Below are 12786 nucleotides of genomic sequence, written 5' to 3' on the forward strand. Positions count from 1 at the left end.
CAAGCATTACTTTAAATTCTGCCCACGATACTTCACTGATTGCCTTTGCCAGGTTGTGATTTTTGAGCATATTACTTACTGACAAATCTTCCATTCCGATCACGTCGTGGTTTTTGACAATCTCAGTAGAGATTTTATCTAAGTAATCTTTTCGTGCGTTAGAAATTTTTTCATGGATACGAGCTACTTTAATTCTAGCTTTATTCCAATTTGCACCACCTTTTGTGCGTCTACTCATAATCCTTTGTGCTTTGGCTAACTTTTCTTCCAAGGTTCGGAAAAACTTTGGATTAGAATAGATTGTCCCATCAGAAAGAGTAGCAACATTTTTTAGGCCTACATCTATTCCAATAGCTGAGCCTGTTTTAGGTAATTCTTTAACTTGTGTTTCGGTTAATATAGACACAAAGTATTTTCCAGAAGGGTTTCGCCTAACGGTAACATTCAAGATCCTACCTATTACTTCTCGACTTTTAGCATAACGAACAAGTCCCAGTTTTGGTAATTTAATGTGTTTATCTAATACTGCAATATTTCCATTTGTTTGTTTTGTTGTATAAGACTGAACAGTATTCTTTTTAGATTTGAAACGGGGGTATTTATTTTGTTTCTTGTAGTAACAATTATAGGAATTGGCTAAATTTTCAACTGATCTTTGCAAGGCAATACTATCAACCTCTTTTAAAAACGCATAATGTTTCTTTAATTCAGGGAGAGATTTGACTGTGGTGTATTTATTTAAACACTTCCCTTTCCAGTTGTTCGCTGGCAGGTGACCATTTTGAACCATTTCCCGAGTGATATACCAATAAGCATCTTTTTCTTTTTGTTTCCCGAAAAAGAAGTTAAAAACGAATCTTGAACAACCAATGGTTTTATTGATAAGTTCAGTCTGTTTTTTATTGGGATAGATGCGAAATTTATAGGCTTTGTTTACAATCATAGTTTCACCTCCTCATTAGGTCAATTATACCATTTTCGAGAGAGTGAAACAAACATTCGTTCCTTAATTTCAAGGGGATGATTTGTACAAAAACTCGTATCTAATTACTTACATGTAGCACGCAAACAGTCGGACAATTGAGATGGCAAATGCCCATCCCTTGTCCGAAGCCGATTCATCTCATGACTGAAGTCACGAGTGTTCTCGGCTAATTCATAAACTTATTCGTACAAGTACATTTTGATTATTATAACATTTATATATTGATTGGTGCTAATTGAAATGATTAAATTATCCACAACTTACCAACGTTACAGGATGATTAATAGCTCTTTGATGATGGCTTTTAAACATCGGACAGCTCCATCTACTACGGAAGGTTTATTTGGCATTACTTTTAAAGTAATCTGTTATATCTTTTTATACTTAAAAAAACGCAATATAATAAAAAGAACCCAATTCTACTAAAATTGGGTTCTTCCTACTACTGATGTCTGTGTTTTCGTTCACCCCATTTTGGAATAAACCCATCAGACTCTAATTTCTCTAAATAAAGATCAAGGTATTCTTGCATTTTAGTGGCATCTTCTTCAGATAAAACACCAAATTCTTTGTATTTCTCAATAATACCTTTTCTTTGGTTAATCAAATCTTCATATCTTATCTTTAACTCTTTCATCTGTTCTTCATTTAATTCAACATCTTGAAATTTAGGTTTGTGATGATGATCTGGTTCTGCTCCAACTGTTAAGATTCCAGATCCTATCATTATTACCGAAAAAACTAGCGCTAACAAACCGGTTCGTAAATTCATTAGTAATCGTTCCCTTCTTATTTATTAATAAACTTATTGTTTTCAATAAACAAGAAAGTATACTTACTTATTTAGTAACTTTTACTATTGTTCTTCCTAGAGCTTTTTCTTCAATCATAGTAGGAAGTACAGTTGCCAAGTCCCCTAATCCAACCTCTTGACGTAAAATTGTTTGCATAGCATGTTTACTAGGTTTTAAATCATTTGCCATTCTTCTCCATATCTTATTTCTTAATTCCATTGAACAATAAACTGTATCAACACCTAACAGGCTAATGCCCCGTAAAATAAATGGATAAACTGTTGCAGGTACTTTAACTCCACCTGTCAATCCACTAACAGCAACCGCACCATCATATTTCAGTTTACTTAAGATTGAGGCTAATGTTTGACCACCAACAGGATCAACTGCTGCTGCCCACTTTTGTTTGTCTAATGCACGTACCTTTTCTTCATAAACTGCATCGCGATCAATCACTTCATTTGCACCGATTTTTTTAAAGAAATCAGCTTCCTCCACTTTACCCGTACTGGCAACAACATCATATCCTTTTTTAGCTAGCATCGCGATCGCCATGCTTCCAACGCCACCAGAGGCACCTGTTACAAGCACTTGCCCTTTATCAGGTGTTAAACCATTTTTCTCTAAACGGTCAATCGATACTGCAGCTGTAAAACCTGCTGTCCCAAATAGCATCGCTTCTTTCATTGTTAACCCTTGTGGAAGTGGAAGCACCCATTCAGAAGAGACACGTGCGTATTCACTATATCCACCAGCATGCGTTACACCTATTTCATAACTTGTTGCAATAACATGCTGTCCTATTTCAAAACGACCATCAGCAGACTCTACTACTTCTCCAGCTATATCTATACCTGGAATAAATGGATACTGTTTAACAATTGCGCTTTTTTGCATGTTTGCCATCGCATCTTTGTAATTCACACTAGAGTAGTGTACTTTAATTAGCACTTCTCCTTCTGGTAAATCATGAATGGTTAGATCTGTAACTTTGCCTTCAACTTGTTCGTTTTCTTTTGTTAATTGATATGCTTTAAATGTTGTTGTCATCAGATAACGCCCCTTCTATAGCTATAGATTAAATGCTGTCTTTTATTCAATGTTTAGTCTCATCTGTATTTTACTAGATTATAGAGCTTCTATGCAATTATACTAGAGACGTTTGGTCGAATTAATTTTTTGCATAAAAAAACAGCTTCCCATGGATTATGAGAAACTGTTTAACATTAGCTAACTTGTATTTGAGATGGTCTTTCTATCTGTTGAACTTGTTCCTTTTTCGCAATTCGTACAAGTAGATAAGTAATTGGTGTATCTACTAATGCTACAACAAATTTAAAGACATATTGGGTAGCAATCATGCCGAGCAAAACACCTGTCGGAACTGTACCAAAAAATGCTACTACAATAAAAATAACTGTATCTAGTAATTGACTTGAAACTGTTGATAAGTTGTTACGTAACCACAGTTTTTTTTCACCATGTTTCATTTTTAAACGGTGAAAAATTGACACATCAATATGTTGGCTGACTACATATGCCAAAAGACTTGCTAGCATTACGCGAAAGCTTCCACCTAATATTGCTTCAAATTCAGCTTGCATACCAAAAATGTCTGCTGCTGGTAGGTGAATTGAAGCCAGAACGAATAAGAGTGCAACTACCTGGGTGAAAAATCCAGCCCTGACTGTTTTCATTGCTGCTTCTTTCCCATAAACCTCACCAATTACGTCGGTAATCAAATACGTCACAACATACACAATTGCTGCTGCTGGTAAAACGAAGCTACCAACACTAAATAATTTTACTGATATAATATTAGACAAGATTAATAACCCAACAAATAATGCATTTAAATAAACAAACATCTTATCCCTCTCCCTTTTTAATTAGTATAAAGGAGACTCTTTAGCTAACCCTCATTAGCGATTATCGATCTTTTCTGGGTACATATCGTGATTCATTAAACGGTGATCAGCCATTTGTTCATACTTTGTTCCTGGTTTACCATAATTACAGTATGGATCAATTGAAATACCACCTCTTGGCGTGAATTTCCCCCATACTTCAATATAGCGTGGATCCATTAAGTCAATTAAATCATTCATAATAATGTTCATGCTATCTTCATGAAAATCACCATGATTTCGGAAACTAAATAAATATAGTTTCAATGACTTACTTTCTACCATTTTTTCACCAGGTATATAACTGATATATACGACACCAAAATCAGGTTGATGTGTTTTAGGACAAAGCGTTGTGAATTCTGGGCAATTAAATTTAACAAAATAATCACGATTTGGGTGTTTATTATCGAACGTTTCTAATACTTCAGGTGTATAATCAAACGCATATTTCGTTGCTTGATTTCCTAATAATGAAAGGTCTTGTAAATCTTCATCTTTTCTTCCAGCCATCTAAGATAACCTCCTTTTTTTAGTAAGTGTTCAAAAATCGGCAAATCAGAAGCAAGCAGGTCGAGGCGGCGAAGTTTCTGAGGACCGGAGTGTAGGCTTTCCCTACACGAGGACCGGAAGAACGAGCCAACGAAGAGATGCGCTGCTTATCATTTGGCGACTTTTTGAACATCCTTTTTTACAAATAAAAAAAGCCACCCCTAAGGATATGGCTTTGAACACGTCATATGCCCTTAGTTTTTTATAGAGGGTTTGTTGCTAAGAACCTCTCCCGTTTGCAACGGAATCGTATCCATTTACTCGAACTATTATATCTGTGCATACGCCTAATGTCAATATTTCTAATTCACCTGTCGAATTATTTATTTGCGTGATTGCGTGACGACCGATATATCATTTAAAAACACACCCATAACAGAGTCAATCACCATACCCTGTTTGCTTTCAATTTACCAACCTTTTGAACGCATGTTTTACTGATTAATCCAATTCTAACTATGTTATTAATTTATTTCTGCAAATAACTGATCCAAAACACCAACCGCTTGATCAATTTCTTCCCTAGTTGTTGATAATGGCGGCAGGATTCGAATCACCTTTTCTCCAGCTACTAATAAAAGTAACTGATGTGACTCGCGTGCTTTTGTAACATACTCTATTGCTTTCCCACTAATTTCAATACCAATTAAAAAGCCTCTTCCTCTTATATCTAGTATCTGGTCATACTTTGTATTCAGATCTTCTAATTTGGTCCATAGATAAGCGATTTGTTCTATTGCTTTTTCAAGCACGTCTGTTTCAGTCATTTCTTTAATGGTAGCTAAACCAGCCGTAGTAGCAAGTGGATTACCACCAAAAGTACTACCGTGCGAACCTGGATCAAATGCTTTTGCAACATTATTTCTTGCAATTAGTGCACCAATCGGAAAACCCGATCCCAATCCTTTTGCAACACTAATCACATCAGGTTCGAAATCAAACTGTTGATACGCAAATAGTGTACCGGTTCTACCCATGCCTGTTTGAATTTCATCAACCATTACCAGCACATCATTTTCTTGGCATAATCGCACAACCTTTTCCACCCAATCAGGCTCAGCTGGAATCACACCACCCTCACCTTGCACAAGTTCTAACATAACTGCACATGTTTCTGGGTGAATCAAATCTTCAAGTGCTTCGATATCGTTATAGGGCAGGTAACGAAAACCCGGCATTAGCGGTTGAAATCCAGTTTGAATCTTCTCCTGTCCTGTTGCAGAAAGGGTTGCCAATGTGCGTCCATGAAATGATTGATTAAAAGTGACCACTTCATATCTAGCTGTTTTGTTGACTTGTTGTGCATATCGTCTAGCTATTTTAATTGCCGCTTCATTTGCTTCAGCTCCACTATTACAAAAGAAAACCTGATCCCCACTGCTATTTTTTACTAGTTTTTCTGCTAAAGCTTCTTGTGCTGGAATCGTATATAAATTAGAGCAGTGCCAGAGGTTATTTAGCTGTTCTTCAGTTGCTGTTTTTACCACATCAGGAACATGACCTAAGTTACATGTGGCTATACCTGCTGTGTAATCAAGATACTTTTTCTCATTATCATCCCAGACATAGCTTCCTTTTCCTTTTGTTAAGGCGATTGGAAAACGATTGTATGTTGGCATTACTGCTGACTTTTTTTCTATGATTACTTTTTCAGACATGAGATGCCTCCTCTAGCCGAATTCTTGTACCTACTTCTTTTCCATCAACAAAACATGGTAAGGCATTTGCGTCCATTCCATTAACAATTGAAACTTCTGGCACGTTAGCTGCAAGTGCTGTTAATGCTGCTTTTACTTTAGGGATCATGCCACCTTGTATCACTTTTGTTTTAATTAGCGATTCAATTTGTGCTTTATCTGTATAGTGTAAGGTTGTTTTCTCCCCGTTTTCCTCGACATAAATACCAGGAATATCACTAATAAAACATAGTTTAGCTTGTAATGCTTGCGCTATTGCTGCAGCGGCTGTATCTGCATTAACATTGTAGCGTTGACCCTCTTTCCCAATTGCAATTGGTGATACAACAGGAATAAATCCTTGCGCCATGACATTTTTTAATAACTCGACATTTACTTGATCGATGTCACCAACATACCCTAAGTCCTTTGCATATTCCGCTTTATTCGCATGTAATAGATTGCCATCAATACCGCTCATGCCAAACGCTGATACACCCTCTTGCATAATGTTTCGAACAATTTGTTTGTTAACAGAACCACTTAAAACCATTTCAACCACATCTAACACTTCGCTTGTTGTTACACGTAAGCCATTTACAAATGTTGTTGCAACATTCATTTGTTTTAATCGAGAAGAAATCAGTGCCCCACCACCATGCACAATAATTGGTTTCACTTTTTTACTTTGTTGGATTTGGGCAATATTTTTATAAAAAGCTTGAGGAAGCTGATCAACGATACTCCCGCCACATTTAATTACGATATATTCCATATTTTCATCCCCTTATGTCCGGTAAGAAGCATTAATTCTGACATATTCATAAGAAAGGTCACATCCCCAAGCAGTAGCTTCTCCTTCTCCATCACCAACACTGGCATAAATTGTAACAGTATCCTGCATCAGATATTGCTTTGCCTCACCCTCGTCAAATGATACTGGCATGCCATTAGCCACAACATCAATAGACCCTAATGCTACACCAACATGATTCGGATCTAAGTTTGCACCACTATAGCCAATCGCGGTAATAACGCGCCCCCAGTTTGCATCTGCACCATGAATCGCAGTTTTTACTAGATTAGAAGATATAATTGCTTTACTAATCGCGCGAGCCGCTTCTTCTGTTTCTGCACCTTTTACTTGGACTTCAATTAATTTACTAGCACCTTCACCATCTCTAGCAATCTCCTTAGCAAGTGATTGGCAAACAAAGAAAAGTCCTTTGAGAAAAACATCCCATTCTGGATGATCTGGATTTAATGTCTTGTTTTCTGCCATACCATTTGCTAACACAAGCACCATGTCATTTGTACTTGTATCACCATCTACCGTAATCATATTAAACGATTTATTAGTGATCTGTCTTAGAGCATCTTGTAATGCTGTATCCTCAACGTCTGCATCTGTTGTAATAAAACTAAGCATTGTTGCCATATTCGGATGGATCATACCCGATCCTTTTGCCGCTCCACCAATTGTAATGACTTTACCATCTATCTCAAATTGAATAGCTATTCCTTTTTCTTTTGTGTCTGTCGTTAAAATAGCATTTTCAAACCGTTCACTTTGTTGATGCTTCTTTTCATCCAGCTCGGTTATCCCATTCCGAATCGCATCCATTGGTAACAATTCTCCAATTAACCCAGTTGAAGCCACTGCTGCGAAGTGTGTAGGGATTTGCATTTTTTCTGCAAATAATTTTCTCATTTCATAAGCATCTGCTAAACCTTGTTCCCCTGTGCAAGCATTAGCAATACCAGAATTAACAATAATCCCTTGAAGTAAATGATTTGTATTTATGCTTTCTTGTGTGACTTTTAGTGGTGCCGCCTGAAAAAGATTTGTTGTATACACACCAGCTGGTGTTGCAGGCTTTTCTGAATAAATCCAACCAAGGTCAAGTTTTTTCTTTCGAATGCCACAATGTAGTCCTCCTGCAGTGAACCCAGCTGGTGTTGCAATATTTCCGTTCATAAGTACGTTTATCTTTTCCAACGTCATCTGATTCATTTTCGTTACCTCCTTATGGATAAATAGGGGGATGTTCTAATCCCGCCGTTTCTTCCCAACCGTTGATAATATTCATATTTTGAATTGCTTGACCTGCTGCACCTTTAACTAGGTTATCAATCACTGATACGATCGTTAGCTTGTCAGTTCGTTTATCTAGATGAATTGCAATGTCGCAATAATTACTTCCATAAACCTCTTTTGTTGTTGGCAATATCCCTTCTGGACGAATTCGAACAAAAGGTTGGGTTTGATAGAATTCATGATATAACTGTTGAATCGTGACTTGATCAACAGATTCTGTCAGATCCGCATAAATTGTTGTCATAATCCCCCGTGTCATTGGCACAATATGTGGGGTAAAAGTTACTTGAATGTCGGTATTCGCTTCTTGTTTAAGTACCTGCTCCATTTCTGGAATATGTTTATGTGTTCCTAATTTATAAGCCTTAACATTTTCATTCATTTCAGAAAAATGAACATTTAATGAAAGGCCCCTCCCTGCTCCAGATACTCCTGTTTTACCATCAACAATAACGCTATTTGGATCAATCCACTCTTTTTGGATAATTGGTATTAACCCTAAGAGTGTTGCAGTAGGATAACAGCCTGGATTAGCAATTAGTTTTGCTTTTTTAATATTTTCTTGATATATCTCACTGAGCCCGTAAACTGCTTTATCTAAATAAACTGAAGCTGCTGCTGGCGCTTGATACCATTCAGCATATAGTTCCGGAGATTTTAATCGGAAATCCCCTGAAAGATCAATACACGTAACACCATACTGTAAAAATTCCGGGACAATCTCCTTACTCACATTTGATGGAGTGGCAAAGAAGACAAGATCAATTGTTTTACTTAAAGCTTTCACATCTAACGTTTTCATAGATTGTTCGATAATACCTGTCATGTGTGGATATACTTCAGCAAGAGAATTTCCACTCTGCGAATGTGAGATAACGGTTGTCAACTCTGCATACGGATGCATTTTAAGTATACGAGCTAACTCAACTGCTCCATAACCTGTTCCTCCTATAATTGCTACTCTCATGTTATATTTTCACTCCTAATCCGAACTTGATTGTGGTTAATTATTATACTTTAAAATGTATGTTTATACAATGGTTATTTTGTATTTTATGATTATAATTCAATTATTTGAATAAATATACGGTTTTGTTGTATGGATTATCTCTAGATGAGAACGAAATAGAGTGGACTTTTTGCAGTAGGTATTTTCGGTTGTTATTGAGCCAGAAAAAAAGACTACCCAGCTGGGCAGTCTTTCATTTAAATTGCACTTACTTTTTATTGGTTACTTTGTTTTCCATTACACCAATTCCTTCAATCTCCAGTGTAACAATATCTCCTGTTTGTAAGAATTGTGGTGGTTTTTGGGCGAACCCTACACCATCTGGCGTGCCTGTTAAGATAATATCGCCTGGAGACAAAGTGATTAAATTCGAAATAAATGAAATTAGGTATGGGACATCAAAAATTAGCTGAGATGTATTCGATACTTGACGGACTTCACCATTTACACGAGATGTGATTGCAAGTTTCGATGGGTCTTTTAGTTCATCCGTTGTAACTAAGCACGGTCCAATTGGTGTACTGCGATCTAATGTTTTACCTTGCAACCATTGTGGGGTTCGCTTCTGTAAATCACGAGCTGAAACATCGTTGCCAATTGTATACCCTGCTACATAATCAAGCGCATTTGTTTTCTCGACCTCTTTAGCCTCTTTGCCAATTACAACTGCTAACTCGACCTCATAATCAAGCTGTTCTGTTGAGTTAGGTTTTTCGATTTCAGCTTCCGGTCCAATTAGTGCATTGGCAAATTTAGCGAAGAGAACGGGATAATCTGGAATCTCACTTTTCATCTCTACAACATGATCTCTATAGTTTGTTCCAATACAAATAATTTTTGATGGATTTTGCACTGGGCTTTGAAGTATTACTTGATCTCTAGCATAACTTTCTATTGTGGGTTGCTCATTTGTTACAAACGTAACTGCTTCTCGTGCACGATCAAAAGCTACCTTTCCTAACCCCAAAAAGTCTGTTGGATCAGATGGAAGTAGTGTTTTTACTGTATAAGCCATGTCTATTTGTTCGGTATGTATTAACATCTTCTGATATGCTTGTTGTAAATCAATAATCTCATCCTGATGTATAAAGCCAGTTCGATAAGGAGATAACGTATGCTTTATTTTATAGGTTACAAATTTCATTGCAAATCCCTCCAGAAGATTTTTTTTCATTGTATCATCATTTCTATGAAGAGGTACATCAGAACGGATTATAATATAATGTTAACTTCCAATCAGCTATTTAACTGTGTAATTTATTGCTGCTCCTTGTTCAATTGTATTCCCAATCGTACAACCTCGTTTTGCCGATTTAATTAATTTATCTTTTGTTTTTGCATCTAGATTAGCATCAAAATCAATTTCAACATCAATACTTTCCATTCGAGATGGTCTTCCTTCTGCTTTTTTAGCACTTACATTGATTGTGTACCCATCAACCGGAAGTTCATCGCGTTTAATTAGCGCATCTAATGTTAATCCCATACAAATACTTACAGAACTAGTGAGATAGTCAACTGGTGTATAGCCTTCCTCTTCACTAGTTGATGCAGTTCCAGTAGTTAAAACGCCTTTTCCATTGGTGATTTGGTGTGGATTATCTTTTGTCTTTTTTAAAGTTATCACGTAAACACTCCTTTTAATTATTCTAAGCATTATTATTTCCCATTTTGAAAAGAAATACAAATTGTATCGATTTAGATAATTTTGGAGATTGATAGTCGACTGTCAATGCCACTTTAACTCCTTTATTTATTGCGATAAATTTCAATGATTTCAACAGCAAGATCTCTTACTGTCATAGATGTCATTAAGTGGTCTTGTGAGTGAACTAAAATCACATTAACAATTGTCCCATCTCCACGAGCTTCTTCTTGTAATAATTTTTTTTGGAATTCATGTGCTTTTCCTAATTCCTCACTAGCTTCGTCTATTTTTTTATCAGCTGCTTCAAAGTTACCTTCTTTAGCTTCTTGGATCCCTTCCATTGCACTAGATTTTCCGTTCCCTGCATACAGAATAATTTGGAATGCAATTTCAGTAATTGTGTTTTCCATTTATTTTCACCCTTGTAATTTTCTATTGAAAAGGAATACGAATTTTCCGAATCAACTCGAAAAATTCGTATTCTCCTTTACATATTTCTATTTTCACTCAGCAATTTATTCACTTTTATAATATTGTTGTCCATAACCTGCTATTAGAACCAGTGCTAACAACCAGGGCATACTATTCCAAATGGTATGTAACTCATACTACTCCTTCTCTTTTATATTTCAGTTCAAGAATCATACAATTACTTTTAAACAGATAGCAATATTTATTAGCCTATTAATTCTAAGGCTTTATCTAAAACTGCTTTGCCATCTACACGACCATAGTCCATTGGATCAATGACATCTAGTGGTATACCTACCTCTTCAGCAGTCTTTGAAAATTTCTCCTTCATAAAACGCATTTGTGGCCCAATCAATATGACGTCTGCACGCTCCATTTCAGTCGGAGCTTTATCTTGTTCCACAGCCCAAATTTCGACTTCAATACCTCTTCCCTTTGCTTCTTCTTCCATTTTAGATACTAGAAGACTAGTTGACATTGCAGCTGAACACGCTAGTAAAATTCGCTTCATTTTTATATCCTCCTTAAAAGGTCTAGTTTTTTGTTCTAATTTCATTATATTTTACAAGCGTTTTCATTACCACGCATTATTTTTCCACTTAAAACGGAAATAGTTACAATTAGCTAAGATAATGAAACCAAACAATAGTGAAACTAGAATTTTAATCTATATAGTTTTTTGTAACAATTTTATTTTTATACAAAAAAAACACACTTCCAGAGCGTGCTTTCACATAATAATAGCTAATATTATTGGTAAAGTAATTATACTTAATACTGTACTTGTTAATGTAGCACTAGAAACGAATGCTGGTTTTGCATTAAATTGTACAGCATACATCGTTGTATTGGCAGCAGTTGGCATTGCAGCCATTAAGATCATTATTTGTTTAATCATCTCATCTACAGGTAGAAATAACGTTATAAAATAAGCTATAACTGGAGCAATTGCTAGTTTAATCACAAGTGCTACTGACAATTTCCCTACTTCTAATTTCTTCAATGATATTGTAGCTAACTGCATTCCTAACACTATCATAATCGTTGGTATAGCAGCATCCGCTACCATATTAACAATTGTTGTTAATCCACTTGGAAGCTGCCAATTTATTAGGTTAAGAACAGCTCCAATTATTGATCCATAAACAATAGGAACTTTAACTACTTCTTTTAGTGGCGATAATTTCTTATCTTCTTCACTACCCTGTGCCGCAACGTATATGCCAATTGTGGACATAATTAATTGTTGCAAGACCATTAAGATAACAGCATAATAAAACCCTGTTTCTCCAAAAACTAATAGAACAAGTGGTGTACCATAATTCCCATTATTCATAAATGAACTAGCTAAAATGAAGCCACTTCTATTCTTTTTATCCCATTTATTTATAAAAGCAATTAAATAACACATAGCTATACTAGCAACACACAAAGCGAGCAAGTAAATGCTTAAATAAAGGAAATCCAAGTTTATCGGATTCTGATAAAACGTTCTAAAAGCTAAAAAAGGTGACAATAAATATATTGCCATGGTTGAAATTGGTTTTACTTCAATTTTAAATAATTTCTTCCCTATAAACCCTATTGTGAAAACACCAAAAATAGGAAGTAACACACTAATAAAAGACATCTATATCCACCTGATT

Annotated in this window: 14 protein-coding genes and 1 riboswitch; all 14 genes read right to left on the reverse strand. The window is 35.8% G+C overall.

What is annotated here, in order from left to right; all coding sequences use genetic code 11:
- On the reverse strand, window positions 1–943 hold a 943-nt coding region (tnpB, locus tag D2K40_RS14230), incomplete at its 3' end, for an IS200/IS605 family element RNA-guided endonuclease TnpB (RefSeq protein ID WP_162879229.1).
- Between the two features lie 484 nt (window positions 944–1427).
- Window positions 1428–1757 (reverse strand): DUF2680 domain-containing protein, encoded by a 330-nt coding sequence (locus tag D2K40_RS14235; protein WP_117157006.1) that lies wholly within the window; start codon window positions 1755–1757, stop codon window positions 1428–1430.
- Window positions 1758–1824: 67 nt separating this feature from the next.
- The gene (locus tag D2K40_RS14240; protein ID WP_117157007.1) at window positions 1825–2829 is read right to left on the reverse strand and encodes an acrylyl-CoA reductase family protein; all 1005 of its coding nucleotides are present in this window, start codon (window positions 2827–2829) and stop codon (window positions 1825–1827) included.
- A gap of 176 nt (window positions 2830–3005) precedes the next feature.
- Complete coding sequence (locus D2K40_RS14245; RefSeq protein ID WP_117157008.1) at window positions 3006–3647, reverse strand: queuosine precursor transporter; 642 nt, start codon at window positions 3645–3647, stop codon at window positions 3006–3008.
- A 54-nt stretch (window positions 3648–3701) separates the two neighbouring features.
- A complete protein-coding gene (gene queF, locus D2K40_RS14250) occupies window positions 3702–4199 on the reverse strand; it encodes a preQ(1) synthase (RefSeq protein WP_117157009.1) in 498 nt (165 codons plus the stop codon).
- A gap of 227 nt (window positions 4200–4426) precedes the next feature.
- A riboswitch (PreQ1 riboswitch) is annotated at window positions 4427–4474 on the reverse strand.
- A 228-nt stretch (window positions 4475–4702) separates the two neighbouring features.
- Window positions 4703–5896 carry an acetylornithine transaminase gene (locus D2K40_RS14255; RefSeq protein ID WP_117157010.1) on the reverse strand — a complete coding sequence of 398 codons (1194 nt, stop codon included), beginning with the start codon at window positions 5894–5896 and terminating at the stop codon, window positions 4703–4705.
- Entirely contained in the window at window positions 5889–6689 is an 801-nt protein-coding gene (argB, locus tag D2K40_RS14260) for an acetylglutamate kinase (RefSeq protein ID WP_117157011.1), read from the reverse strand. The genes D2K40_RS14255 and argB overlap by 8 nt, the downstream gene beginning before the upstream one ends.
- A 12-nt stretch (window positions 6690–6701) precedes the next feature.
- Window positions 6702–7928 carry a bifunctional ornithine acetyltransferase/N-acetylglutamate synthase gene (gene argJ / locus D2K40_RS14265; protein WP_117157012.1) on the reverse strand — a complete coding sequence of 409 codons (1227 nt, stop codon included), beginning with the start codon at window positions 7926–7928 and terminating at the stop codon, window positions 6702–6704.
- A gap of 13 nt (window positions 7929–7941) precedes the next feature.
- Window positions 7942–8979: an N-acetyl-gamma-glutamyl-phosphate reductase gene (gene argC / locus D2K40_RS14270; protein WP_117157013.1), complete on the reverse strand. Its 1038-nt coding sequence runs from the start codon at window positions 8977–8979 to the stop codon at window positions 7942–7944.
- A gap of 250 nt (window positions 8980–9229) precedes the next feature.
- Window positions 9230–10165: a fumarylacetoacetate hydrolase family protein gene (locus D2K40_RS14275; RefSeq protein WP_117157014.1), complete on the reverse strand. Its 936-nt coding sequence runs from the start codon at window positions 10163–10165 to the stop codon at window positions 9230–9232.
- Between the two features lie 96 nt (window positions 10166–10261).
- A complete protein-coding gene (locus tag D2K40_RS14280) occupies window positions 10262–10648 on the reverse strand; it encodes an OsmC family protein (RefSeq protein ID WP_117157015.1) in 387 nt (128 codons plus the stop codon).
- A 122-nt stretch (window positions 10649–10770) separates the two neighbouring features.
- Window positions 10771–11079, reverse strand: coding sequence for a PTS sugar transporter subunit IIA (locus D2K40_RS14285; RefSeq protein ID WP_117157016.1), 309 nt, complete (start codon window positions 11077–11079; stop codon window positions 10771–10773).
- 266 nt (window positions 11080–11345) lie between these two features.
- A complete protein-coding gene (locus tag D2K40_RS14290; protein WP_117157017.1) occupies window positions 11346–11651 on the reverse strand; it encodes a PTS sugar transporter subunit IIB in 306 nt (101 codons plus the stop codon).
- A gap of 219 nt (window positions 11652–11870) precedes the next feature.
- Window positions 11871–12770, reverse strand: coding sequence for an AEC family transporter (locus D2K40_RS14295; RefSeq protein ID WP_117157018.1), 900 nt, complete (start codon window positions 12768–12770; stop codon window positions 11871–11873).
- Window positions 12771–12786: the final 16 nt, after the last annotated feature.

The sequence above is a fragment of the Paraliobacillus quinghaiensis genome, assembly GCF_003426025.1.
GTDB lineage: Bacteria > Bacillota > Bacilli > Bacillales > Amphibacillaceae > Paraliobacillus_A > Paraliobacillus_A quinghaiensis.

What these genes read in the sequence shown, in the direction of transcription:
- D2K40_RS14235 (WP_117157006.1), bottom strand. Translation starts at nt 1,757, where the DNA reads ATGAATTTACGAACCGGTTTGTTAGCGCTAGTTTTTTCGGTAATAATG.
- D2K40_RS14240 (WP_117157007.1), bottom strand. Translation starts at nt 2,829, where the DNA reads ATGACAACAACATTTAAAGCATATCAATTAACAAAAGAAAACGAACAA.
- D2K40_RS14245 (WP_117157008.1), bottom strand. Translation starts at nt 3,647, where the DNA reads ATGTTTGTTTATTTAAATGCATTATTTGTTGGGTTATTAATCTTGTCT.
- queF (WP_117157009.1), bottom strand. Translation starts at nt 4,199, where the DNA reads ATGGCTGGAAGAAAAGATGAAGATTTACAAGACCTTTCATTATTAGGA.
- D2K40_RS14255 (WP_117157010.1), bottom strand. Translation starts at nt 5,896, where the DNA reads ATGTCTGAAAAAGTAATCATAGAAAAAAAGTCAGCAGTAATGCCAACA.
- argB (WP_117157011.1), bottom strand. Translation starts at nt 6,689, where the DNA reads ATGGAATATATCGTAATTAAATGTGGCGGGAGTATCGTTGATCAGCTT.
- argJ (WP_117157012.1), bottom strand. Translation starts at nt 7,928, where the DNA reads ATGAATCAGATGACGTTGGAAAAGATAAACGTACTTATGAACGGAAAT.
- argC (WP_117157013.1), bottom strand. Translation starts at nt 8,979, where the DNA reads ATGAGAGTAGCAATTATAGGAGGAACAGGTTATGGAGCAGTTGAGTTA.
- D2K40_RS14275 (WP_117157014.1), bottom strand. Translation starts at nt 10,165, where the DNA reads ATGAAATTTGTAACCTATAAAATAAAGCATACGTTATCTCCTTATCGA.
- D2K40_RS14285 (WP_117157016.1), bottom strand. Translation starts at nt 11,079, where the DNA reads ATGGAAAACACAATTACTGAAATTGCATTCCAAATTATTCTGTATGCA.
- D2K40_RS14290 (WP_117157017.1), bottom strand. Translation starts at nt 11,651, where the DNA reads ATGAAGCGAATTTTACTAGCGTGTTCAGCTGCAATGTCAACTAGTCTT.
- D2K40_RS14295 (WP_117157018.1), bottom strand. Translation starts at nt 12,770, where the DNA reads ATGTCTTTTATTAGTGTGTTACTTCCTATTTTTGGTGTTTTCACAATA.